This window comes from Caenispirillum salinarum AK4 (assembly GCF_000315795.1).
GTDB lineage: Bacteria > Pseudomonadota > Alphaproteobacteria > Rhodospirillales > Rhodospirillaceae > Caenispirillum > Caenispirillum salinarum.
Genome location: NZ_ANHY01000012.1, coordinates 116,018 through 137,231, shown reverse-complemented (window position 1 = coordinate 137,231; position 21,214 = coordinate 116,018). Strand labels below are relative to the sequence as shown.

The following is a 21,214-nucleotide window of genomic DNA, read 5'->3' as shown; positions in this document are numbered from 1 at the left end:
CGGCATGAGCGCTGAGAACAAGGGCGTTTCCGACTACGGGGGCTTCGCACCGCGCGCCGGTGCGAAGGCCCCCGCGCGCCGCCGCCAGCTTTCCGTCGATGAGTATGTGGACGGCGTGCTGGCCGGCGACCGCACCATCATGGGCCGCGCCATCACCCTGGTGGAAAGCCGCAACGCCGAACACCGCAAGCTGGCGCAACAAATCCTGGTCAAGCTGCTGCCCCACGCCGGCAAGGCCGCGCGCGTCGGCATTACCGGCGTGCCAGGTGTGGGCAAGTCCACCTTCATCGAGGCCATGGGCAAGCACCTGACGGGCCGCGACCACAAGGTGGCCGTGCTGGCCGTCGACCCCACCAGTTCGCGCACCGGCGGCTCCATCCTGGGCGACAAGACCCGGATGAACGAGCTTGCCGTAGACCCCAACGCCTTCATCCGCCCCTCGCCGTCGTCGGGCACGCTGGGCGGCGTCACCCGCACCACGCGCGAGACCATGGTGATCGTCGAGGCCGCCGGCTACGACGTGGTGCTGGTGGAAACGGTGGGCGTCGGCCAGTCCGAGACCATGGTGTCGGAGATGGTGGACTTCTTCCTGGTGCTCATGCTGCCCGGCGCGGGCGACGAGCTTCAGGGCATCAAGAAGGGCGTGCTGGAAATCGCGGACATGATCGCGGTCAACAAGGCCGACGCCGACGAAAAGAAGGCGCGGCTGGCCGCCCGCGAGTACCGCACGGCGCTCCACATCATGACGCCAGCCAGCCCCAACTGGACCCCGCCGGTCCTCACCTGCTCCGCCCTTGCCGGCAAGGGCTTGGCGGAGCTGTGGGAGAAGGTGGACGAGCACCGCACCAAGCTGACCGAGTCGGGCGAGCTTCCCGCCAGGCGCCGCGACCAGCAGCTGAAATGGATGTGGCAGATGGTCCGCGATCAGCTCATGGACGCGCTGGTGGAACACCCGGAAGTGAAGCACCAACTGCCGGAGATCGAGCACGCGGTCGCCGAGGGCGGGCTGACCCCGGCGCTGGCGACGCAGCAGATTCTCCAGGCTTTCGGCGTGAAGTTCGACGTCTGAGGGTGCGAAGGGAGGCACGGCCTCCCTTCGCGCATCCCTCGGTTAGTGGGTGATCCTGGCGATCATTGTGCGGGTGTCTTGCAGCACGATTTCCGGTAGATCGGGGCGCCTCAGGAAGTCGGCCCAGGCGAACAGGTCCGCCAGTTGCGCGAGGCGGCGCCACTTCTCCGGCAGCCAGCCGCCGGCCTCCACGTAGCCCGACGCCAACAACTCTGCGAAGGCAGGATCATCGCCGAAGGGCGGGCGCAGGAGGTTTCCGAAGTCGGTCGCCGGTGTGCCCGCGTGGGCGAACTCCCAGTCCAGCACCGCCGAAACCTCTCCCGCCCCGGTGCACAACAGGTTCCACGGGTTGTAGTCGCTGTGAACAAGGCAGGGCGCCCCGCACCACTCCGCCAGCGCCGAACCCTCGCGCTGCACGCAGGCCACCAGGGCCGCCGTCAGGGTGGGGCCGAGCCGGTCGGCCGCCGGTCCATCGGCGAAAATACCCTCCAGGAACGCCAGAAGCCCCGCGCCGTCCAGCGGCACCGGATGCACCACTGTCATATCCGGGCCGAGGAAGCCCGACCGCTCGAACGACAGCGCATTGTGGATGCCCGCGAGCACGCGCCCAATCTCGCGCGCGGGCGGCGGGTCCAGGCGATGCGGCGGCACGCCCTCAACAAAGCGGGACAAGGTAAAAGGAACGGGCTCCACACCCGCGTGAAGCACCTCCGGCATCCGCAGCATCGCGCCGCAACGGCGGCTCAGCGCCTGCTCGAACAGCGCCGTCTCGCCATCGCCCTGGAACAGGCGCAGCACCAGCGGCGCGCCGCCTTCGACATCCAGGCGCAGGGTGGTGTGGGACAATCCGCCGGGCAGCACTCGCCACCCCTGAAGCCGCCCGGGGTCCACCACGGGCGACAGAGTGGCGGCCAGCGTCTCGCGGTCGGGGGAAAGGATGGGGCGGGTGCGCGGCCAGGAGTCCTTCATGAAGCGCAGGATACCGGCCGCCGCCCGCCCCCACCATACATCCTCAGCCAGGGGCGCCGAGGGCCGCCGGCAGGACATCCGGCAGATGCCGCACGATCATGCGCCCCGCACCCTCCACGGTCGGGCGGATGTCGGCGATGATGGTGCCGGCGCCGGCGGCGGTCAGGGCGATGCCGCCACCGAAGGATGCCAAACGCTCCCCCATCGCGGCGGCGCGGTTGGTGTGGGCCAGGAGGGCGATGCCCGAGGAAGCGATGCACGCGCTGGCCGCCAGTTGCACGAGCCAGTCCATGACGTGTCTCCCGTTCGCGGTTGATCCGTCTCGATGAAACAAATGTGCCCCCGCCGAACCCCGTGACGCCAGCGGCCATTCCGTGGCGATTTTCGGTCGCATCTGCCACAGGCGATGCGCGAGCCCCGTGCAATGGCCCTTCCAAACCACCGGATCAGGCGTACGATGCTCCGCTTGTCACAGCCCCGTCGGACGCCGCCGCCATCATGACCCTGCACGCCGCCTTCGCCTTCTTCATCGCCGTCTACCTGCTGGGCCTGACGCCGGGGCCGGGGGTGTTCGCCGTCATCGCGCGGGGGCTGGGGCAAGGGTTCTGGCGCACCCTGCCCTTCATCGTCGGCATCCTGTTCGGCAACATCACCTGGTTGACACTCACGGTCTTCGGTCTGGCCGCCATCGCCACGGTTCTGGGACCGCTGTTCCTGGGCGTGAAGATCGCGGGCGGGCTTTACCTGGCCTGGATGGGCCTGAAAATGTGGCGCAAGCGCGTGACCGACTCCGACATCGACGCCGCCGACGAGGGCCTGGAGCAATCCCTCTTCCGCCGCTGGCTGTCGGGCTACGCGCTCACGCTCGGCAACCCCAAGCCGATCCTGTTCTACCTCTCGGTCCTGCCCAACCTGCTGAGCCTCGACGCCCTGGCCCATGGCGCAGTGTTGGCGGCCGCGCCCATCGCGGCGGCGGGCATTGCCTGCGCGCTGATCCCCTACTGCCTGATGGCGTCGCGCCTGCGCGCGGTCCTCCGGTCGGCCCGCGCGCGCCGGCGTCTGAACCGCACCGCCGGCGCCATGCTGATGGGTGCCGGTGCGGCCGTGGTCGCCACCTGAAAAATCAGGTCAAATTTCACTTGCACGCCGGGCCCTTTCGGATTATTTCGACGCGACAGACGTATTCGCACGTGCCCCTGGCCCCGGCGGTCAAGCTACGACGTAACGCGGCTCTGGAAGTTCATTCGGCCCCCGGGCCGGTGTCTTACATCTGGAGAAGTGTCATGGTTGCGCAGCGCTCGCTGGGGCGAAGTCCCCGAATGATCTGACCGGTTCCCGGACCGTTTCCGGGCCATCCACAAGATGATCTTCGATTTCCGTCCCGGACCGGATGTCCGAGGCGGGCTTCCTATTTCACCTCCGCTTATCGCGGATGCTGATCCAGGGGGATACGGGGCATGGCCGTCAGCCACCACCGTTACATCGCCGACCACCACCGCGACAGCGGCCACGCCCTGTTCGTGTTCGGCAGCCTGATGGACCGGGACATCCTGTCCATCGTGCTCGACCGCGATCCTTCGGACGTGGCCGTGACCGACGCCGTCGTGCGCGGCTTCCAGCGCCGGCGGGTGAGCGACGAGTTCTACCCCGTCCTGGTCCCGCGCCCGGACGGCACGGTGGTCGGCCGCCTGGTCGAAGGCCTGTCGGCCGACGACCTGGAACGCGTCCACTTCTACGAGGGCGACGTCTACGAACTCGCCCCCGTGCACGCCACCACCACCTGCGGCCGCCGCGAGACGGCCAACGTGTTCCTCGACGCCGGCGACATCAAGGTCTCGCGCGAGGGCTGGGACTTCGACGCCTGGCACCGGCACGAAAAGCAGGAAGCCCTGGCCCTGACCACCGCCCTCATGCGCTATTACGGCCGCATCTCGCTGCGCGAGGTGGAAGGCGTGTGGAACGAGATCAAGGACCAGGCCGAAAGCCTCTACGGCTATGACGAAGAGGCCATGGCCGCCGAGGCGAAAGCCTACCCATAGGCGCCCAGGAGCGGGCTTGTCCGCCCGTTCCGTAACGCTGCAATAAAATTCCGAAAAACCAAGCGTTTGTGCCCATTTCGCGCCACAGGTGCGCCTAAAGGACTCTGCCGCCATGACCGCCAAGATCGCCGATTTCCTCCGCGACTCCCGTCCCGCCACCCCCTGCCTGGTGCTGGACCTGGACGTCGTCGCCGACAACTACCGCTCGCTGACGACCGCGCTGCCCAGCGCGCGCGTCTTCTACGCCGTGAAGGCGAACCCGGCCCCGGCGATCCTGGCCCTTCTGGTGGAGGCCGGCTCCAGCTTCGACTGCGCCTCCATCCCCGAAATCGACATGGTGCTGGACGCCGGCGCCACGCCCGACCGCATTTCCTTCGGCAACACCATCAAGAAGGAATCCGACGTCGCGGCGGCCTTTGAGCGCGGCGTGCGCCTGTTCGCCTTCGACTGCGAGGCGGAGCTGGACAAGATTTCCCGCGCCGCCCCGGGCTCGCGCGTGTTCTGCCGCATCCTGACCTCCGGCGAGGGTGCCGAGTGGCCGCTGTCGCGCAAGTTCGGCTGCGAGCCCGACATGGCGGAAGAACTTCTGCTGGCCGCCCGCTTCAAGGGCGTCGAGCCCTACGGCGTGTCCTTCCACGTCGGCAGCCAGCAGCGCGACCTGGCGCAGTACGACGCCGCGCTGGAAGAGGTGGCGGGCATCTTCAAGTCGCTGTCGGCCAAGGGCCTGGACCTGAAGATGGTCAACATGGGCGGCGGCTTCGCGACCAAGTACCTGGTGGACATCCCGACGGCCGAGGAGTACGGCCGCGCCATCCACGAAAGCCTGCTGCGCCACTTCGGCAACCGCCTGCCCGAAACCATCATCGAGCCGGGCCGCGGCATGGTGGGCAACGCCGGCGTCATCCAGTCGGAGGTCGTGCTGATCTCGCGCAAGTCCGCCAACGACAACCGCTCGTGGGTGTACCTGGACATCGGCAAGTTCGGCGGCCTGGCCGAGACCATGGACGAAGCCATCCGCTACCCGATCCACAGCGAGCACGACGGCGGCGAAACCCAGGACGTGATCCTGGCCGGCCCCACCTGCGACTCCGCCGACATTCTGTACGAGCATGCCGGCTATCAGCTGCCCAAGGCGCTGAAGATCGGCGACAAGGTTGAGATTCGCGCCGCCGGTGCGTATACCACGACCTATGCCTCCAACGGTTTCAACGGCTTCGCGCCCCTGAAAGAGTACTACATCTGACCCTTCCGTGACGCGGCGGCCCGCTGAGAAGCGGGCCCGGCGCCACCCCTTGCGAAAGTTTCCCCGCCATGATGATCGTGCGCGAACTGCCGGGTCACGGCCCTGCCATCGACCGGCTTCTGGAAAAGGCCTTCGGCCCCGGCCGCCACGGCAAGACCGTGTACCGCCTGCGCCAGGACGTGCCCTCGGTGGACGCCCTGAACCTGGTGGCGGTGGAGGGGTCGGAAGTCGTCGGCACCATCCGCTTCTGGCCCATCGTCATCGGCCCGCGCCGCGTGCCGGCCGTGCTGTTGGGCCCCATCGCGGTGGACGAGGACTACCGCTCGCTTCGCATCGGCTCGCAGCTGATGAACGCGGCGCTGGAGCGGTGCGCCGACGAAGGCCACCGCATCGTCATCCTGGTGGGCGACGAGCCCTATTACCGCCGCTTCGGCTTCCGCCGCGACCTGTGCCTGGACCTGGACCTGCCGGGCCCGGTGGACCCGGCGCGGTTCCTGGGGCTGGAACTGGTGGAGGGCGCCATGAACGGCCTGACCGGCATGATCGACCGCCCCACCCCGCAGGAACTGGAGGCCCCGGCCACCGTTCCCGTCCTGCCGGGCTCCAACGCCGCCGCGGCGGCCAAGAAACAGGTGTGGGTTCGCCGGGCGCAAGCGGACACCCTCGCGACCGTCACGGCCGCCTGAAGCCGGCCCGGCGCGCCCGCGCCACAAGGGACGCGGCCGGCGGCGCGACCGGCCGGAATAGGCGCAGGCTACATGCGTGCACCGGGGGTGGCGGGCTGGAAGCTGATGGCCGTCACCCGGCCCCGCCAGAACGGGAACAAGTCTCCCCCGGCCGCACGGGCGATGACAAAGCCGTGCGGGATCATCATGCCGGCGGCTTCGCGGTAGTCGGTCCGCAGCACGTGCTCCCCCGAACCGTGGTAGGGCGTCGACAGGTCGCCGTCCTCCTCGGCATCGAAGCGTTCGAGGCTGCCGTCATCGCGGAAGGTCGCGACCAGCGACGCCCGCAGGCCGTCCGCCTCCACCACCGCCCGCGCGCGCCTGTCGTCCACCGGCTCCCATCGGACGGGCCCGCCGGGCAACAGGGCGGTGGGGTAGAGAGGGCTTTCGAGCAGCCAGCGCCGCAAGGACGTCTGGTTCAGCGCCGGCGTCTCCTTTTCGTCGACGACGGCGACGGCCGACAGGATCTTGGCCTTCATTTGCATCCCGCCCTCGGCATAATAGTCGTAGGCCCGCGCCCACACGCCGGGAAGGACCACCGTCGTGGCATCGAACATCAGAGCCGGAACGCCGACCGCGACGGTCTGGGAAGCCGTCATGGGCTCGAACGCCGTGGCGAGGGGCCGCCGGAATTCGCCCGCCATCTCCAACTCCACCGTAGCGATGGCAGGCACGGGCGCGCGGAAGGTGAACGCCATGTAGCGCCGCACGGGCGCCGGCAGGGCGTCGAACGCCTCCCCCGCATAGGCCCGCGCCGGACTGTTCCGGCCGATGGCGCGGACGTCGTCCCGGAAGCCGGCTATGGCCGCTTCGGTCATGCGGGATGCGACGACGCCGTATCCCGCCAGGGCGATCGCCCCGATGACGACGGCAGCAAGGATGGGTTTGACGCGCATGACAGTCTCCAGGGGGGCGGCGTCGGATCAGGCGTCGCGGGAGGGCCCCGACGCCCGCGACGACGTGATGAGGGAGATGGCGCTGTCCACGACCTGCCACCCCAGGGCCTGGCGGTCGGCCGCCGGGTGCGGAGCCCGGTTCTGCAGCATGAGGGATACCGCCCCATGAACCGTCGACCATAGGATGAAGGCCACCCGATCTGCGTCCTCGGCCGGCAGATACCCGGCTGCCTGGGCAGCCTCCACGGCGCGCCTTAGCAGGAGCAGCGATGCCATGCCGGCGTCGTGCTCGAACGGGTTGCCGGCGAACTCCGGCAATGGCGGCGGGTTGAACATGAGATGGTAGAGCGCCGGATTGTCCAGGGCGAAGGCAACATACGCACGCCCGCCCTCCCGCAGGCGCCCGATGGGGTCGCCGGCGGTTTGCGCGGCGACGGCAACCTTGTCCCGGACCAGTTGTTCGAAGCCCGCGTCGTGAACGGCCCGCAGCAAGGCGTCGCGGTTGCGGAAATGACCATACAGGGCCGGCGCGCTGCACCCGACGGCCGCGGCGATGCGGGCCATGGTCACCCCGCTAAGCCCGTCCTTCTCCAGAAGGCACCGGGCCGACGCGATCGCCAAACCGGGTATGTCCTTTTCATCCTGCTTGCGCGGTCGCGCCATGACAGCCCCCAGAAACCGAACGTCATTAATTTAACCTGATTCGGTTTTCGGTCAAGCAGGGACTCCCGGCAGATGTCCGGCATCAGCGGACCGGCCGCAGGATTGAAATGTCGGAGGCAGGACGGCGGCGGCGTTACCAGCCGCCGAAGCGTTTCCACTTGTCCACCACCTCGCCCTTGTCGAGGACGTGGTAGGCGTCGAAGCAGGCCGCCGTCATGCAGGCATGGTTGGGCATGATGCGGACCTTGGCGCCGATGGGCAGGCGGTCCCACAGGGACTCGTCGTGCACCGTGCACAGACCGTGCTCCTGCGCCATGTCGGAGACGAACAGGTTGGGCAGCGGCCGCCCCGACAGGTCGCAGACAACGCCGTAGCCCACCTCCGGCTTCAACTCCTGGGCGGAGACGTCCTTGGACAGCGCCAGCGCGCCGGCGTCCAGCAACAGGTGGCCGGAGTGGCGGTTGTGGCCGATGACGCTTGCCAGCACCGACAGCGCCAGGTCACCCGCCTTGCAGACGCCCAGCATGAGTTGGTGGACATCCATGAACATGTAGACGCCCGGCCGCATCTCGGTCAGGCCTGAGAAATCCTCGCCCAGCATCGCGGTCGGCGTGGAGCCGCCGGACACCACGGGGCACGGCAGACCGGCCTCGCGCAGGCGGTCGGCGGCATGAACCAGCCCTTCCCGCTCCGCCCAGGCGACGGAACGGATCTCGAAGGTGCCGCGGCAGTGGTAGCTCTGCCCGGCGTGCGCCATGACGCCCGCCAGCCGCGTGCCCGGCCCTTCGTGGATGACGCGGGCGACAGGCAGCAGATCCGCCCCGTCCGGCAGAACGCCGGCGCGATGCCCGCCCACGTCGATCTCCACCAGCATGTCGAAGGTCACACCCAGTTCAGCGGCGCGGGCGGAGACGGCCTCGGCCATGGGCACGTTGTCGGTGATCAGCGTGATCCGGGCACCCTTCTCCACCAGCGGCGCCAGTCCCTCGATCTTTCCGGGCACGGCGCCGACGGCGTAGAGAATGTCCTTGAAGCCGTGCCCCGCGAAGCCCCGGGCCTCGGCGACTGTCGACACGGTGATGCCACCGGCCTGCCCCTCCGTCGCGAGCATGGCGACCTCCGGGCACTTGGCCGTCTTCAGGTGCGGGCGAAGCGTCACGCCGGCGGCGGCCATGCGGCCGTTCATGGCCGCCAGATTGGCGCACAGCACCGGCAGGTCGAGAAGAAGCGAAGGTGTCGGCAGGTCGGCGGGACGAACCAAGGATGCTATTCCAGCTTTGTCAGGGCGGCGGAGTTGATGCAGTAACGCAGGCCCGTGGGCGCCGGCCCGTCGTCGAACACGTGCCCCAGGTGCGCGTCACACCGATTGCATAGCACCTCGACGCGCACCATGCCATAGGAGGTGTCCCTCTCCTCCCGTACATGGTCGGGCTCCACCGGTGCGGTAAAGCTGGGCCAGCCGGTGCCGCTTTCGAACTTGGTGCGGCTGTCGAACAGGGGCAGGCCGCAGCAGACGCAGCCGTAGAGGCCGGGCTCGTGGGCGTGGCAGAACTCGCCGGTGAACGGCCGTTCGGTGCCCTTCTTACGAGTGACGCGGTACTGCTCGGGGGTGAGCAGTTCGCGCCATTCCTCGTCGGACTTGACGATCTTTTCCATGGCCGCACCTCCGTCTCACATGCAAAAACGGCCGGCGATGATCCACCGCCGGCCGCCGGATAGGGGTTGCCCCCGGAACCGGTCAGATCCCGAAGAACGGTTGAAAGAGTCTGGGCACCACGCCGGTAAACCGCAAGGGGGCATCGGTCACGGCCAGGCACAGGCAGGGCTCACCCTCGTCCGCCACCGGCTGGTGGAGCATGCTTTCGTCGGCGCAGGCCACATCGCCGCGGGCGAAGCTGCCCATCTCGTCGGAGAACCCGCCGGCCAGGACCATCGTGTACTCGGGGCCGTTATGGCTGTGCTGCGGCATGGCCGCGCCCGGCTTGATGCGAAACAGGCGCGCCTTCGACATGCCTGACACCGGCAGGTCCAGGCCCTTCACCGCCGGCCCCATGGAGCGCCACGGCAGGCTGTCGATCCCGCCCTTGAGGTAGGACCGCAACGGTTCGGGAATCAGGTCGCGCGTGGCGGCGTCGACCTCGGGCGCGGATTTGCTTATGGGCACCGGCTCGGGCTCGTCCAGCCGCGCCATGACCGCCGCAAGGCTGTCTTCCGACAGAACATCGGGCTCCATGTCCTCCACCAGGACGCCGCCGATTGCTTCGGCTTCGGCAACCCGGGCACGGCAGGCCGGGCAGAGCGCCGTGTGGGTGGCCACCATCAACGACAGGCCTTCGTCCAGGCTGCCCGCCGCGTAGGCCACCAGCAAGTCGTCGCCGGGGTGATGATGGATCTTGATCATTCCACGTCGTCTCCCAATACCGACCGCACCTTGCGGAAGGCAAGCCGCAGCCGGGATTTCACCGTGCCCAGCGGCAGATTCAGTTCCTCGGCGATCTCGGAATGCGGCTTTTCTTCGTAGAAACTGAGCCGTATGACCTCCGCCTGTTCCGGCGGCAGGGTGCGGATCGCCTCTCGCACCAGGTCCTCTCTCTGCCGGGCCCCGACGCTGTCGTCGGCCCGCGGTGTCTCGTCCGGTGTCAGCGCCGGATCGTCGGGGTCAAGCTCCGGGCGCTTTTCACGCCGGATGAGGTCGATCCGCAGGTTACGGGCCACCGCGAAGATCCAGGTGCCGGCCGCGGCTTTCGCCGGATCATAGAGATGAGCCTTGCGCCAGACCGAGACCATGGCCTCCTGCGCCACTTCCTCGGCCTGAGTGTCGTCGGCGCCGAGCCGGCGCATGTAGGCCTTCAGGCGGGGCGCGTAATGCTGGAACAGGCGGGCGAAAGCCTGCTTGTCCCGATCCCGCCCGACGGCGACGAGGCAGGCCCCTGCGTCGAGCTTGGACAACTCCTCATTCACCGGAAAAGTCATGGCCGACCTCCGGCGCGTGAAACCGGCGCCGCCGGCGCGACTGCCCGCGGGGCCCATGGGCGGGGGCGACGGCTTGGCCTCGCCTGTGTGTGCTGTCTGGACACTCATGCCCTCCCTTACGCGGCCTCGTCCAATGGTGGATCACAGACCGCGCATTCATCCAGTATCGAGTGACGAAAATCTTGGAAACCGGATCGTGACCGATCATATCATTCCCATAACGATATCCTTACGGGTACCGTAACGCCCAACCGCGCCACTGGATACATCGGATCGTCGTTTCATGCAGGAAGCCAGTCCCGCTCCCCCGCCCGCCGGCCGGCGTCTGCGCGTTGCCGTCGTGGGATCGGGCATCGCCGGGCTGTCCTGCGCGTGGCTTTTGTCACAGCGCCACGACGTGACGGTCTATGAGAAGGATACGCGACCCGGCGGCCATTCCAACACGGTGACGGTTCCCACGCCCGAGGGACCGGTCGCGGTGGACACCGGCTTCATCGTCTACAACGACACCACCTACCCGAACCTGCGGTCGCTGTTCGGTCACCTGGGCGTGCCGACGGCCGACAGCGACATGAGTTTCGGCGTCTCGATCGATCACGGCAGGCTGGAGTACGCGGGATCGACCTCCCGCGCGACCCTCTTCGCGCAACGCCGGAACATCCTGCGCCCCCGCTTCTGGTCCATGCTGCGCGACCTGGTGCGCTTCTATCGCACTGCGCCCGGTCTGCTGGTCGAGCCGGGGGCCGAGGCGCTGACGCTGGGCGAGTACCTGGATCGCGAGGGCTACGGCGCCCCCTTCGTCAACGACCATCTTCTGCCCATGGGTGCGGCCATCTGGTCGGCGGCGGTGGAGGACATGCGCGGGCATCCGGCGACGGAGTTCATCCGGTTCTGCGACAACCACGGGCTGCTCAAGCTGCGCGACCGACCCGTGTGGCGCACGGTCGCGGGCGGCAGCCGGGAATACGTCAGCCGTCTCGCCGCGCCCCTTGCCGGCGGCCTGCGCCTGGGCGTCGGGGCGGTGGAGGTCCGGCGGCAGCCGCGGGGTCCGTGCACCGTAGTCGACACCGACGGCGGCGTCGAACGCTTCGACCATGTGGTGCTCGCCTGCCATGCCGACCAGGCCCTGCCGCTGCTCCGCGATCCGTCGGCCCGCGAGACGGCCGTGCTGGACGCCTTCCGCACCCAGCCCAACGAGGCCTGGCTGCACACCGATCCGGGCCTGATGCCGTGCCGGCGCAAGGCCTGGGCAAGTTGGAACTACCTGTCCCACGCGGGTCGCGACGGCCGTGCGGCGGTCTGCGTCACCTACTGGATGAACCGCCTGCAGCCGCTGGCGACGAAGACCGACCTGTTCGTTACCCTGAACCCGGACACGCCTCCGCGCGATGAAGCGGTCCTGGCGCGCATCCCCTACCGCCACCCGCTGTTCGACAGCCGTGCCGCCCGCGCGCGGGACCTGCTCTGGGGCTTGCAGGGGCGGCGCAACACCTGGTTCTGCGGCGCCTGGTTCGGCGCCGGCTTCCATGAGGACGGCCTGCAGGCGGGCCTTGCGGTGGCCGAGCAGCTTGGCGGGGTGCGTCGGCCGTGGGCCGTGGAGAACGAGTCGGGCCGCATTCCCCTGCGCGACCGTCCCCGGCCCTTCCCGGACGCCGAGGAGGTGTCGGCATGACGACGGACGCCCCCGACGGCGCCCTTTACACCGGCACCGTCATCCACCGCCGTTTCACTCCGCGCGCGCACCTGTTGCGCTACCGGGTGTTCTCGCTGCTGGCGGACCTGGACGCCCTGCCGGCGCTGGACACGCGCCTGCGGCTGTTCGGGCACAACCGCAGGGCCGTCCTGTCGCTGCACGACCGCGACCACGGCCCCGGCGACGGCACGCCCCTGCGCCGCTGGGTCGACGCCGAGCTGGCGGCGGCAGGCATCGACCTCGGTGACGGCGGTCGCGTGCGGCTGCTGTGCTATCCGCGGCTGTGGGGTTACGCCTTCAATCCCTTGAGCGTCTACTGGTGCCACCGCGCCGACGGATCGCTGGCCGCCGTGCTGCACGAAGTCAACAACACCTTCGGCCAGCGCCGCGTCTACCTGATCCCCGCCGAGGCGACGGAGGCGACGGAGGGCGGCGCCGTGCGGCAGAAGGCGGCCAAGGACTTCTACGTCTCGCCTTTCATGCCCATGTCCATGGAGTACCGCTTCACCCTGCGTCCGCCCGGCGCGGCGGTGACGGTGGCCATCGACGAACACGACCGCGACAGCGGAGAAAAGATCCTGCACGCCTCGTTTACCGGCCGCGCCCGCCCGCTGACCGACGCGACCATCGCCGGTGCGGTGGGGCGGCACCCGCTGATGACCGCCAAGGTCGTCGCCGGCATTCACTGGGAGGCGCTCAGGCTGTGGCGCAAGAAGGTGCCGCTGCAACCCCGACCGCCCGCGCCCGACCGGCTGGTGACGGTGGTCGGGCGCGACCCCGCCCGCGGCGAAGGCCACGCGGCCTGACCGCGGCAACTCCCCACCGACACCGACGACGAGACACGGACCGCCCGCCGACATGCCGCCATCCGACACCGCCGCCGCCACCTACACGGCCCCCGCCGCCCAGGCGCTCGCGCGCGACCGGCAGACGCCGCCGCCGCGCCTGGGGCCTTGGGGCCGGGCCGTACTGCCCTTCCTGCACCGGCTGGAAGTGGGCCGCCTGACGCTGGTGGACCCGGAGGGCCGGCGTGCCGTCTTCGAGTCCGAGCATCCGGGACCTCACGGCGAAATCCATCTGCGCGACGTCGATTGCCTGCGGCGGCTGGTCGCCGGCGGGACGGTCGCCTTCGCCGAGGCCTATCGTGACGGCGCCTGGGACAGTCCCAACCTGACCGCCCTGGTGGAACTGGCCGCCCGCCACACCCACGCCCTGGAGACCCGCTTCAAGGGCCGTCCGCTGGCGCGCGGGCTCAACCGGATGATGCACCGCCTGCGCCGCAACTCGCGGACCGGCAGCCGGCGCAACATCGCCTACCACTACGACCTGGGGAACGGATTCTATCGCCGGTGGCTGGATTCCTCCATGACCTACTCCTGTGCCCTGTTCGACCGCCCCGGCCAGGCGCTGGACGAAGCGCAGGCGGCGAAGCACGCCCGCCTGGCGGCCCTGCTGGATGTCGGTCCCGGCGACCATGTGCTGGAGATCGGCTGCGGCTGGGGCGGCTTTGCCATTCATCTGGCCCGCACCCACGGCTGCCGCGTCACCGGCCTGACCCTGTCGACCGAGCAGCACGCCTGGGCCACCCGGGCCGTGCGCGAGGCGGGGCTGGCGGACCGGGTGGACATCCGCCTGCAGGACTACCGCGACGTCACCGGCACTTACGATGCCCTGGCCTCCATCGAGATGTTCGAGGCCGTCGGCGAGGAGCACTGGCCGCAGTACTTCCGCGTGTGCCACGACCGCCTGAGACCCGGTGGCCGGGCGGCGCTGCAGGTCATCACCATCGCCGAGGACCGCTTCGACCGCTACCGCCGGGGAACGGACTTCATCCAGAAGCACATCTTTCCCGGCGGCATGCTGCCCAGCCCGTCGCGCCTGCGGGACGGGCTGACCGGCACCGGCCTGGCCGTGACGGCGGAAGACGCCGTCGGCCCCCACTACGCCGAAACGCTGCGCCGCTGGCGGGCCGCCTTTCAGCAGGAGTGGCCCGCCATCGCGCAGGAAGGCTTCGACGAGGCGTTCCGGCGGCTGTGGACCTACTATCTGTGCTACTGCGAGGCCGGCTTCCGCGCCGGCACCATCGACGTGGTGCAGCTTGGTCTGCGGCGCCCGGCAGCGTGATCCACCCTCTCCGGTCTTCCCGTACCTCTGGAAACGGGACGAATGGTGAGAGTGATGCGCATCGAGGATTTTCGGAACCAGACGCCACGGTTTGCGCCGGAGGATTATTTCGCCGGCCGGACCCGCGCCTGGGGCTTGTTCCTCGATCGGTTCGGCGGGCTGCGCCGGCAGTTCGTGGTGGACATCGCCGGGATCTGGGACCCGGGATTACGCCACCTGATCCTGGACGAGAGCTTCCGGTACGACGACGGCTCCACCGAGACGCGCACCTGGACACTGCGGCGCCACGACGGCGGCCGCTACGAAGGCTGGGCCGGCGATGTGATCGGCGCGGCGCACGGCCGCTGCCTGGGGAACGCCTTTCACTGGCGCTATGCGCTGGCGGTGCCCATGGGCGGCCGGACCGTCAAGCTGGCGTTCGACGACTGGATGTTCCTCCAGCCCGGCGGGGTACTGCTCAACCGAGCCACGGTGTCGAAATGGGGGCTGGACGTCGGCACGGTTTCCATCGCCTACAGCAAGACGGCCGAGGGCGACGCGGAGATCGCGGCGGCTTCGGGCGTCACGGCCGCCCCAGCGCAAGGGCCGGTGGCCGACAGCCTCAGAACGCGGCGATCCGCCGCCGAATGAAGCGCAGCACCGGCCCGATCACCGGCAGCATCTCGTAGAGGCCGGAGGCGGCGTCCCAGTAGTCGATATGGGCGGTGACCATCCCCTGGGTGTCCAGGTGCACCTCTGTCATGCCGTCGGCCGACCAGGCCCGGCCGCCCAGCTTGCGCAGGCGTCCGCTCATGTGCCAGCGAAGGAATCCGACGTCGCCCTGCTCGGCCATGCAGCGATGGGTGATGGTGAACGTGACGTCGCCGACGTCCTGAAAGGTGCGCTCCAGCAACGCCAGCATGGCGCCGCGGCCCTGGACATCGTGGAACGGGTCCTTGAAGCGCACGTTTTCGGCGGTCACCCGGCGCATTTCGGGCAGGGTTTCCGGACGCAGGGAGGCCAGCAGGTTCGCATAGGCCTCGAACCCGGCTATCCGCACCTCTTCCTGTGTCGTTCTCATGCTCGACACTCCGCAGCCCTCTATCGGTGTCGGACCATGCGCCGTGTAAGCGCGAAATACAACCCTTGTGGCAGTACTTTTGCCAGCTTCATAAAGACCGCCATACGGAACGGGAATGCAATTTCGAACCGCTTTGCCTCAAGTCCCCGCACGATTTTTTCAGCAGCGTATTCAGGCTCCACAAGAAACGGCATGTGAAAGTCGTTCCGATCGGTCAGCGGCGTGCGCACGAAGCCCGGATTGATGATCGACACGGACACGCCGCAGGACTCCAGTTCGGGCTTGAGCGCCTCGGCCATGTTGTTGAGCGCGGCCTTGCTCGCGCCGTAGGCGGCGGCCGTGGGGAGTCCGCGATAGCCGCTCACTGATCCCATGATCGCCACGTGGCCCGCGCGCCGCGCCACCATGCGCGGCACCACCGCCGCCAGCCCGTGGATGACGCCCATGACGTTGACCTCCATGAGCGTGCGGAACGGCTGGGCGGAGAACGTCCGGCCGTCGACGGGCTTGTGCGTGCCGGCGTTGAACACCGCCAGATCCACCTCGCCAAGGTCGCGGCGGATTGCCTCGGCGGTCGCCGCCATGGCGGCCTCGTCGGTCACGTCGACCGGGAACGGATGGAGCCGGGGATGCTCCGCCGCCAGGGTCTCCAGGTCCGCCTCGGTGCGGGCGGATACGGCAACCGTGACCCCGCGCCGCGCCAGTTCCAGCGCCAGGGCCCGGCCGATGCCCTTGCCCGCGCCGGTCACCCAGGCGACCCGGGTGCCGTTGACCGTGCGCTGTCTGCGTCCTGCCGTGGATTTGTCCGTCATACCCGATTCTACGCACGGCGGGCCCGTCGGAGATCGTGGAAATGTCATATGCCGCGTGGCCGACGTATGAAAACGAATGAAAACGCATTGTATCGCGCCGTATACGCCAGGATACGTCCGAAAAGGCTTGAATGCCCATCGCAGGACCCCCAGCTTCATCGTCGCGAACACATACACGAGCCCGACACCCTCTGCAGGAGCCGGACCCATGACGCTGCCCTCTTCCGATCGCCCGCTTCCGCCGCTGCGGCTTCCGGATCCGCGCGACGACCGGACAGGCGGTTTGCGCGCCTATCTGTCGGCCATTCACGCCCTGCCCGTCCTGACCGAGGACGAGGAACGGCGGTTTGCCGACGCCTGGGCGCGGGACGGCGACGTCGACGCGGCGCACCGGCTGGTCACCGCCCACCTGCGTCTGGTGCCCAAGGTGGCCCGCCAGTTCCGCGGCCAGGGGATGCCGCTGTCGGACCTGATCGGCGAGGGCAACATCGGGCTGCTGCAAAGCCTCAAGCGCTATGACCCGGACAAGGGCTTCCGCTTTGCCACCTATGCCCGCTGGTGGATCCGGGCGGCGATCCTCAACCACCTGCTTCAGGACTGGTCGCTGGTGAAGATCGGCACCGGCACCGGCAACAAGCGCCTGTTCTTCAATCTGGCCAAAGCCAAGCGCGAGATGGGCCTGATTGGTACCGAGAACATGACGGACGCCGACATCGCCCGCCTGGCCGAGCGCCTGGACGTGAGCCCGGCCGACATCGTGCGCATGAGCCAGCGGCTGTCGGGCGGCGACCTGTCGCTGGACCACCCCACCGGCGGCGATCCCGATGACGGCCGCACCGGCACGCTGCTGGACACCCTGGCCGACGAGCGCCCCGACCAGGAGGCCCAGCTCGCCGACCGGCAGGAAAGCCACTGGCGGCGGGAGAAGGTGCGCGAGGCCTTCGGCGTACTGGACGAGCGCGAGCGCACCATCCTGGCCCGCCGCTACCTGACGGGGCGGCCGCACACGCTCCAGGCCCTGGCGGCGCTGTACGGCGTGACGGCGGAGCGCATCCGCCAGATCGAGGCCAAGGCCATCAACAAGATGCGTCAGGCGATCACGGCCGCCAAAGCGGCGAAGGCCGCCAAGGCGAACAAGGCAGCCGCCGGCCCCACCCGCCGCCGCGCCCGGCCCGGAGCGCCCGTCCCCGCCGCCACCTGACGCGCATCGTTTCAACACCCGCTCGACGATTGACGCCCCGCCCCGTCCGGCCATACTGGGCACCGCCCGCCGGCCGGCGGGGCGCCGTGTCGTCTGGAGGAAGCCGCATGCATTTCGCGCCGGAGATCGACCACCCCGTGCTCAAGGCCCTGTTCCGGCACTGGGTGGCCGCGCGCGGCGACCACCTGATGCCCGAACCCGGCGCCATCGATCTGTCCGCCCTGCCGCCCGACGTGCGGCGCCATGCCGTCGTCTATGCCTGCGAGCCGGCGGCACCTGCGGCCGGGGACTGCCCCCGCTTCCGCCTGGTAAAGGTGGGGGAGCAGGCGCGCGAGCGTTACGGCGCCGACGCGGAGGGCCGCTTCGTCGACGAGGTGGTGCGCGCCCACGACCTGGACGTACTGACGCGGGTTCTGGAAAGCGTGCGCCGAGACCGCGTCGTCCATTGCTACCGGACCATGATCACCCTGGCCGGGGGCGGCGCCGTGCCGCGCGCCAAGCTCCTGCTGCCGCTCGGGACCCCGGACGGCGTCGTGACCGGCGTGCTCGGCGGCCTGATCCAGACCCAGGCGCCGGATCAGGGCACCCTCGACGACACCTATCACAGCCGTTTCGTGGCCCTGGATGCCCTGGAGGACCGGCCGGAGCATTTCCGGTAGAAGCGGTCAGAGCCGCTTCGGCGGGTGCGGGTCGTCCAGCTCATCGATCACCGTTTCCTCCCACAGCGGTTCTCCGCTGCGGTAAGCCGCGCGAGCCAGCAGATGCCCGCCCACCGGTCCGCCGAGGAACAGGAAGACCAGCGTCATCAGGGCCTTCGTGATCGTGCCGACCTCGGGAAAGGCGAAGGCAACGGCCAGCGCGGCCGCACCGCCACCCACGCTGCCGGCCACCGACACGGCGTGCAAGCGGCCGTAGAAATCCGGCATTCGGAACAGGCCCACCGCCGCCCCGAGGGTGTAGAGACCTGCCACTACCAGCAGGACGGCGGCGACCCAATCGGTCCAAGGTCCGGCGGTCATGGCTGGGCCTCCGGCTCGCGGTTCTCGTGGGCCTCCTCGGGCTCCGTCGGCGGGTGGCCGCCGTGATGCGCCCGCCACGCGCGGCGCATCAGATAGCGCGCCATGACCGCCGTGCCGATGAACGCCAGCAGCGCCATGGTCATCGCCACGTCGATGTAGAGCGCCTGGGCCGCGACGATGGCGAAGGCCGCCGCTGCCACGACCACGACGTATCCCAGCATGTCCAGCGCGTTCACCCGGTCGGCGGCGCGCGGCCCCTTCACCAGCCGCGCCAGCGTCACCAGCCCGGCGGCAACCGCGCAGAGAAAGCAGAAGAGGGCGGCGGCGTGAACGAGGGTCATCGCAGCACCTTCAGCGCCGGGCGCTCCAGGCTGTCCTTCATGGCGCGCTTGGCCGCCGCCGGATCGCGGCAGAACAGCGCGTGGACGTAAAGAACCTGGCGGTCGAGCCCGACTTCCAGGCTGACCGTGCCCGGCGTCAGCGTGATCATGTTGGCGAACAGGGTGATCTCGGCATTGGTGCGGGCCTCCAGCGGCACGGCGATGATGCCGGGCGCGGCACGGCGACGGGTGGCGACCTCCACCAGGACGGCCGTGGCGGCGCGCAGAACCTCCCACACGAATCGCAGCACCAGCCACCCGGCCCGCAAGGGCGTGTCGACGTATCCGGTGGAGCCCCGCCGGGTATAGAGGGGATGGGCGAGGCTTAGCACAAGGAAGCCGAGGCCGAAGCCGGTCGCGAAGTCGGTCAGGTCGAAGCTGCCGCGCAGCAGCACCCAGAGCACCGCCAGCACCACGTTGAGCGCGAACAGGGTCATGGCTCGCCTCCTTGCTGTTCCAGGCCCATGACGGCCTCCACATAGGGCTCCGGGTCCAGCAACAGCGCCGCCGCCCGCTCGGCAACCGCCAGCACGGGCTCGGCACCCAGGCCTAGGATCACCACCAGCCCCGCCATGGCGACGGCCGGAGCCGCCAGCCACCCCGGATGGCACGGCGCCTCCGTCAATGTCGCAAGCGGCCGGGGCGGATCCTCCCACGCCAGCGCCGACCACAGCCGGGCCATGGCGAATACGGTCAGAAAGGCAGCCAGCAGCGCCACACCGGCCATCACCCACTGCTCCGCCTCCAGGCCCGCGCGCACAAGGGCATACTTGCCCCAGAACCCCGACAGCGGCGGGATTCCCGCAAGGCTGAAGGCCGGCAGGAACAGCAACAGCGCCATCCCCGGCCGGGCCTGCATCAGGCCGCCGCCGGATGCCAGGGCGAAACTGCCCTGCGCCAAGCGCGCGGTCAGGCCGACGGTCAGGAACAGGGCTGCCTTCACCACCATGTCATGAACGCTGTAGAACACCGCGCCGGCCAGCCCCAGCGGCGTCATGAGCCCCAGCCCCATGGCGATGTAGCCCATGTGTCCGACCACCTGGAAGCTCAGGATGCGCCGGGCGTCGCGCTCCACCAGCGACCCCAGCACGCCAATAACCAGCGTCGCGCCGGACAGCATTAGGATCAGGGTCTGAAGAAAACCAAGGTCATCCGTTCCGCCGAATACCACGGTGAACACGCGGAGGGCGGCGTAAAGCCCCACCTTGGTCAACAGCGCCGCGAACAGGGCTGAGACGGTGGCCGGCGGCGCGTGGTAGCTGGCCGGCAGCCAGAAGAATACCGGCACCAGCCCCCCCTTCACGGCGAAAGCGAACAGGAACAGCATCGCCACCGCCGTTACCAGCGCCTGGTTCTCCACCACCGGCACGGCGCCCGCCAGGTCGGCCATGGCCAGCGTGCCGGTCAGGCCGTACAGCAGCGCCACGCCGACCAGAAGCACGGAGGTGCCGATGAGATTGAGGACAAAGTACTTGATGCCGCCATCCAGCTGCCGTCCCTCGCCGCCCAGCACCAACAGCGCGAACGAGGCAATGAGCACGACCTCGAACCAGACATACAGGTTGAACACGTCGCCGGTCAGGAAAGCGCCGTAGCAACCCGCCATCACCACATGCAGGAAGGCATGGAATCCGCCCCGCTCCCGCCCCCGGTCGGCCTCGCCGATGGCCGACGCGATGCAGGCGAGCGCAACGACGGCGGCGGTGACGGAGAAGGTCGCGCTCAACGGGTCAGCGACGACAGCAATGCCCAGCGGCGGCGCCCAGTCGCCCAGAGGCGCAACCAGCACCGCCCCCTCCCACACCCGTGCGAGCAGCAGGGTTGTGAGCGCCAGCAGTCCCGCGCCACCGGCCAGCGACACCATCCGGTGCGGCACCGGGTGCGTGCGCAGCGCAAAGCAGGCGATGGCGATCGCCAGCGACAGAGGCACGGGAAGCGCGGGCAGCCAGGACGTCATGCCTCGTGCCTCCGGTGCTCATCCTCGGCGGCGGCGACGTCCGGCGGCGGCTCGGCGGCGCGGAAGCGGTCCGTATCGACCGTCCCCAGCACGCGGCGCAGACGCACCGCCAGCACCAGCACCGACATCAGCAACCCGAAGCTGATGACAATCGCTGTCAGGATCAGCGCCTGCGGCAGTGCGTTGGCGGCCGTCTCGGGCACGCCGCCCTCGCCTTGCGCGATGGGTGGAATGGCGCGGGTCAGCCGGCCCGACGTCAGCACCGCCAGATTTATGGCATGTGCCAAAAGCACCGTCCCCAGCACGATGCGCACCAGGTTGCGGCACATGACGAGATAGAGCGCACAGGCCGTCAGGAGGCCGGTGAGGATGGCGAGCCAGGGTTCCACGG

General features: G+C 69.2%; 26 protein-coding genes. 11 read left to right on the top strand and 15 right to left on the bottom strand.

From position 1 onward, the window contains the following. Positions 1 to 4: 4 nt before the first annotated feature. Positions 5 to 1,069 (top strand): methylmalonyl Co-A mutase-associated GTPase MeaB, encoded by a 1,065-nt coding sequence (gene meaB, locus C882_RS12950; protein ID WP_009541069.1) that lies wholly within the window; start codon positions 5 to 7, stop codon positions 1,067 to 1,069. A 42-nt stretch (positions 1,070 to 1,111) separates the two neighbouring features. Here the strand turns inward: meaB and C882_RS23295 are convergent, their stop codons facing one another. Both C882_RS23295 and C882_RS12940 read right to left on the bottom strand, forming a co-directional pair. Then, positions 1,112 to 2,038 carry a phosphotransferase family protein gene (locus C882_RS23295; protein ID WP_009541068.1) on the bottom strand — a complete coding sequence of 309 codons (927 nt, stop codon included), beginning with the start codon at positions 2,036 to 2,038 and terminating at the stop codon, positions 1,112 to 1,114. A gap of 43 nt (positions 2,039 to 2,081) precedes the next feature. Then, positions 2,082 to 2,330, bottom strand: coding sequence for a hypothetical protein (locus C882_RS12940; protein ID WP_009541067.1), 249 nt, complete (start codon positions 2,328 to 2,330; stop codon positions 2,082 to 2,084). 206 nt (positions 2,331 to 2,536) lie between these two features. On the opposite strand from C882_RS12940, the gene C882_RS12935 reads away from it, so the two are divergent. The 4 genes from C882_RS12935 to C882_RS12920 all read left to right on the top strand — a co-directional run bounded on the left by C882_RS12935 (position 2,537) and on the right by C882_RS12920 (position 6,006). Further along, a complete protein-coding gene (locus C882_RS12935) occupies positions 2,537 to 3,157 on the top strand; it encodes a LysE family translocator (RefSeq protein WP_009541066.1) in 621 nt (206 codons plus the stop codon). A gap of 338 nt (positions 3,158 to 3,495) precedes the next feature. Continuing rightward, positions 3,496 to 4,077, top strand: coding sequence for a gamma-glutamylcyclotransferase family protein (locus C882_RS23290; protein WP_009541065.1), 582 nt, complete (start codon positions 3,496 to 3,498; stop codon positions 4,075 to 4,077). Between the two features lie 112 nt (positions 4,078 to 4,189). Continuing rightward, positions 4,190 to 5,320, top strand: coding sequence for a type III PLP-dependent enzyme (locus C882_RS12925; protein WP_009541064.1), 1,131 nt, complete (start codon positions 4,190 to 4,192; stop codon positions 5,318 to 5,320). Positions 5,321 to 5,388: 68 nt separating this feature from the next. Next, the gene (locus C882_RS12920) at positions 5,389 to 6,006 is read left to right on the top strand and encodes a GNAT family N-acetyltransferase (protein ID WP_009541063.1); all 618 of its coding nucleotides are present in this window, start codon (positions 5,389 to 5,391) and stop codon (positions 6,004 to 6,006) included. 68 nt (positions 6,007 to 6,074) lie between these two features. Here C882_RS12920 and C882_RS12915 read toward each other — a convergent pair whose 3' ends face one another. The 6 genes from C882_RS12915 to C882_RS12890 form a co-directional block, all read right to left on the bottom strand. Next, on the bottom strand, positions 6,075 to 6,941 hold the full coding sequence (locus C882_RS12915) for a DUF6920 family protein (RefSeq protein ID WP_009541062.1): 867 nt from the start codon (positions 6,939 to 6,941) through the stop codon (positions 6,075 to 6,077). Positions 6,942 to 6,968: 27 nt separating this feature from the next. After that, a complete protein-coding gene (locus C882_RS12910; protein WP_043645401.1) occupies positions 6,969 to 7,604 on the bottom strand; it encodes a TetR/AcrR family transcriptional regulator in 636 nt (211 codons plus the stop codon). A 133-nt stretch (positions 7,605 to 7,737) separates the two neighbouring features. Beyond that, the gene (locus tag C882_RS12905) at positions 7,738 to 8,865 is read right to left on the bottom strand and encodes an alanine racemase (RefSeq protein WP_009541060.1); all 1,128 of its coding nucleotides are present in this window, start codon (positions 8,863 to 8,865) and stop codon (positions 7,738 to 7,740) included. 5 nt (positions 8,866 to 8,870) lie between these two features. Beyond that, a complete protein-coding gene (msrB, locus tag C882_RS12900; RefSeq protein ID WP_009541059.1) occupies positions 8,871 to 9,260 on the bottom strand; it encodes a peptide-methionine (R)-S-oxide reductase MsrB in 390 nt (129 codons plus the stop codon). Positions 9,261 to 9,342: 82 nt separating this feature from the next. Next, positions 9,343 to 10,005 (bottom strand): ChrR family anti-sigma-E factor, encoded by a 663-nt coding sequence (locus C882_RS12895; protein WP_009541058.1) that lies wholly within the window; start codon positions 10,003 to 10,005, stop codon positions 9,343 to 9,345. After that, positions 10,002 to 10,577, bottom strand: a complete 576-nt coding sequence (locus C882_RS12890; RefSeq protein WP_009541057.1) for a sigma-70 family RNA polymerase sigma factor — start codon at positions 10,575 to 10,577, stop codon at positions 10,002 to 10,004. Before C882_RS12890 ends, C882_RS12895 begins: the two co-directional genes overlap by 4 nt. A 283-nt stretch (positions 10,578 to 10,860) precedes the next feature. Between C882_RS12890 and C882_RS12885 the strand changes: the two genes are divergently transcribed. From C882_RS12885 to C882_RS12870, 4 genes are read left to right on the top strand one after another with little or no spacing between them, the layout of a single operon-like run. Next, the gene (locus C882_RS12885) at positions 10,861 to 12,249 is read left to right on the top strand and encodes an NAD(P)/FAD-dependent oxidoreductase (RefSeq protein ID WP_009541056.1); all 1,389 of its coding nucleotides are present in this window, start codon (positions 10,861 to 10,863) and stop codon (positions 12,247 to 12,249) included. Beyond that, on the top strand, positions 12,246 to 13,076 hold the full coding sequence (locus tag C882_RS12880; RefSeq protein ID WP_009541055.1) for a DUF1365 domain-containing protein: 831 nt from the start codon (positions 12,246 to 12,248) through the stop codon (positions 13,074 to 13,076). The genes C882_RS12885 and C882_RS12880 overlap by 4 nt, the downstream gene beginning before the upstream one ends. Positions 13,077 to 13,128: 52 nt before the next feature. After that, entirely contained in the window at positions 13,129 to 14,394 is a 1,266-nt protein-coding gene (locus C882_RS12875; protein WP_009541054.1) for an SAM-dependent methyltransferase, read from the top strand. 42 nt (positions 14,395 to 14,436) lie between these two features. After that, complete coding sequence (locus tag C882_RS12870; RefSeq protein ID WP_152415327.1) at positions 14,437 to 15,024, top strand: DUF3833 domain-containing protein; 588 nt, start codon at positions 14,437 to 14,439, stop codon at positions 15,022 to 15,024. Here C882_RS12870 and C882_RS12865 read toward each other — a convergent pair. Together C882_RS12865 and C882_RS12860 are read right to left on the bottom strand one after the other, a co-directional pair. Then, positions 14,996 to 15,454 carry a nuclear transport factor 2 family protein gene (locus C882_RS12865; RefSeq protein ID WP_043645399.1) on the bottom strand — a complete coding sequence of 153 codons (459 nt, stop codon included), beginning with the start codon at positions 15,452 to 15,454 and terminating at the stop codon, positions 14,996 to 14,998. The genes C882_RS12870 and C882_RS12865 overlap by 29 nt on opposite strands. Positions 15,455 to 15,474: 20 nt before the next feature. Continuing rightward, the gene (locus C882_RS12860; protein ID WP_009541051.1) at positions 15,475 to 16,266 is read right to left on the bottom strand and encodes an SDR family NAD(P)-dependent oxidoreductase; all 792 of its coding nucleotides are present in this window, start codon (positions 16,264 to 16,266) and stop codon (positions 15,475 to 15,477) included. A gap of 208 nt (positions 16,267 to 16,474) precedes the next feature. Between C882_RS12860 and C882_RS12855 the strand changes: the two genes are divergently transcribed. Further along, a complete protein-coding gene (locus C882_RS12855) occupies positions 16,475 to 17,467 on the top strand; it encodes an RNA polymerase factor sigma-32 (protein ID WP_052000153.1) in 993 nt (330 codons plus the stop codon). A gap of 107 nt (positions 17,468 to 17,574) precedes the next feature. After that, positions 17,575 to 18,126, top strand: coding sequence for a PAS domain-containing protein (locus tag C882_RS12850; protein ID WP_009541049.1), 552 nt, complete (start codon positions 17,575 to 17,577; stop codon positions 18,124 to 18,126). Positions 18,127 to 18,132: 6 nt separating this feature from the next. Here the strand turns inward: C882_RS12850 and mnhG are convergent, their stop codons facing one another. The 5 genes from mnhG to C882_RS12825 are packed head-to-tail and all read right to left on the bottom strand — an operon-like array spanning position 18,133 to position 21,212. Beyond that, positions 18,133 to 18,486 carry a monovalent cation/H(+) antiporter subunit G gene (gene mnhG, locus C882_RS12845; RefSeq protein ID WP_009541048.1) on the bottom strand — a complete coding sequence of 118 codons (354 nt, stop codon included), beginning with the start codon at positions 18,484 to 18,486 and terminating at the stop codon, positions 18,133 to 18,135. Further along, positions 18,483 to 18,827, bottom strand: coding sequence for a monovalent cation/H+ antiporter complex subunit F (locus C882_RS12840; RefSeq protein ID WP_009541047.1), 345 nt, complete (start codon positions 18,825 to 18,827; stop codon positions 18,483 to 18,485). Before C882_RS12840 ends, mnhG begins: the two co-directional genes overlap by 4 nt. Further along, complete coding sequence (locus C882_RS12835; RefSeq protein ID WP_009541046.1) at positions 18,824 to 19,303, bottom strand: Na+/H+ antiporter subunit E; 480 nt, start codon at positions 19,301 to 19,303, stop codon at positions 18,824 to 18,826. The genes C882_RS12840 and C882_RS12835 overlap by 4 nt, the downstream gene beginning before the upstream one ends. Beyond that, the gene (locus C882_RS12830) at positions 19,300 to 20,823 is read right to left on the bottom strand and encodes a proton-conducting transporter transmembrane domain-containing protein (RefSeq protein ID WP_009541045.1); all 1,524 of its coding nucleotides are present in this window, start codon (positions 20,821 to 20,823) and stop codon (positions 19,300 to 19,302) included. Before C882_RS12830 ends, C882_RS12835 begins: the two co-directional genes overlap by 4 nt. Next, positions 20,820 to 21,212 (bottom strand): NADH-quinone oxidoreductase subunit K, encoded by a 393-nt coding sequence (locus C882_RS12825; RefSeq protein ID WP_009541044.1) that lies wholly within the window; start codon positions 21,210 to 21,212, stop codon positions 20,820 to 20,822. The genes C882_RS12830 and C882_RS12825 overlap by 4 nt, the downstream gene beginning before the upstream one ends. Between the last annotated feature and the right edge of the window lie 2 nt (positions 21,213 to 21,214).

What these genes read in the sequence shown, in the direction of transcription:
- meaB (WP_009541069.1), top strand. Translation starts at nt 5, where the DNA reads ATGAGCGCTGAGAACAAGGGCGTTTCCGACTACGGGGGCTTCGCACCG.
- C882_RS23295 (WP_009541068.1), bottom strand. Translation starts at nt 2,038, where the DNA reads ATGAAGGACTCCTGGCCGCGCACCCGCCCCATCCTTTCCCCCGACCGC.
- C882_RS12940 (WP_009541067.1), bottom strand. Translation starts at nt 2,330, where the DNA reads ATGGACTGGCTCGTGCAACTGGCGGCCAGCGCGTGCATCGCTTCCTCG.
- C882_RS12935 (WP_009541066.1), top strand. Translation starts at nt 2,537, where the DNA reads ATGACCCTGCACGCCGCCTTCGCCTTCTTCATCGCCGTCTACCTGCTG.
- C882_RS23290 (WP_009541065.1), top strand. Translation starts at nt 3,496, where the DNA reads ATGGCCGTCAGCCACCACCGTTACATCGCCGACCACCACCGCGACAGC.
- C882_RS12925 (WP_009541064.1), top strand. Translation starts at nt 4,190, where the DNA reads ATGACCGCCAAGATCGCCGATTTCCTCCGCGACTCCCGTCCCGCCACC.
- C882_RS12920 (WP_009541063.1), top strand. Translation starts at nt 5,389, where the DNA reads ATGATGATCGTGCGCGAACTGCCGGGTCACGGCCCTGCCATCGACCGG.
- C882_RS12915 (WP_009541062.1), bottom strand. Translation starts at nt 6,941, where the DNA reads ATGCGCGTCAAACCCATCCTTGCTGCCGTCGTCATCGGGGCGATCGCC.
- C882_RS12910 (WP_043645401.1), bottom strand. Translation starts at nt 7,604, where the DNA reads ATGGCGCGACCGCGCAAGCAGGATGAAAAGGACATACCCGGTTTGGCG.
- msrB (WP_009541059.1), bottom strand. Translation starts at nt 9,260, where the DNA reads ATGGAAAAGATCGTCAAGTCCGACGAGGAATGGCGCGAACTGCTCACC.
- C882_RS12895 (WP_009541058.1), bottom strand. Translation starts at nt 10,005, where the DNA reads ATGATCAAGATCCATCATCACCCCGGCGACGACTTGCTGGTGGCCTAC.
- C882_RS12890 (WP_009541057.1), bottom strand. Translation starts at nt 10,577, where the DNA reads ATGACTTTTCCGGTGAATGAGGAGTTGTCCAAGCTCGACGCAGGGGCC.
- C882_RS12885 (WP_009541056.1), top strand. Translation starts at nt 10,861, where the DNA reads ATGCAGGAAGCCAGTCCCGCTCCCCCGCCCGCCGGCCGGCGTCTGCGC.
- C882_RS12880 (WP_009541055.1), top strand. Translation starts at nt 12,246, where the DNA reads ATGACGACGGACGCCCCCGACGGCGCCCTTTACACCGGCACCGTCATC.
- C882_RS12875 (WP_009541054.1), top strand. Translation starts at nt 13,129, where the DNA reads ATGCCGCCATCCGACACCGCCGCCGCCACCTACACGGCCCCCGCCGCC.
- C882_RS12870 (WP_152415327.1), top strand. Translation starts at nt 14,437, where the DNA reads ATGGTGAGAGTGATGCGCATCGAGGATTTTCGGAACCAGACGCCACGG.
- C882_RS12865 (WP_043645399.1), bottom strand. Translation starts at nt 15,454, where the DNA reads ATGAGAACGACACAGGAAGAGGTGCGGATAGCCGGGTTCGAGGCCTAT.
- C882_RS12860 (WP_009541051.1), bottom strand. Translation starts at nt 16,266, where the DNA reads ATGACGGACAAATCCACGGCAGGACGCAGACAGCGCACGGTCAACGGC.
- C882_RS12855 (WP_052000153.1), top strand. Translation starts at nt 16,475, where the DNA reads ATGACGCTGCCCTCTTCCGATCGCCCGCTTCCGCCGCTGCGGCTTCCG.
- C882_RS12850 (WP_009541049.1), top strand. Translation starts at nt 17,575, where the DNA reads ATGCATTTCGCGCCGGAGATCGACCACCCCGTGCTCAAGGCCCTGTTC.
- mnhG (WP_009541048.1), bottom strand. Translation starts at nt 18,486, where the DNA reads ATGACCGCCGGACCTTGGACCGATTGGGTCGCCGCCGTCCTGCTGGTA.
- C882_RS12840 (WP_009541047.1), bottom strand. Translation starts at nt 18,827, where the DNA reads ATGACCCTCGTTCACGCCGCCGCCCTCTTCTGCTTTCTCTGCGCGGTT.
- C882_RS12835 (WP_009541046.1), bottom strand. Translation starts at nt 19,303, where the DNA reads ATGACCCTGTTCGCGCTCAACGTGGTGCTGGCGGTGCTCTGGGTGCTG.
- C882_RS12830 (WP_009541045.1), bottom strand. Translation starts at nt 20,823, where the DNA reads ATGACGTCCTGGCTGCCCGCGCTTCCCGTGCCTCTGTCGCTGGCGATC.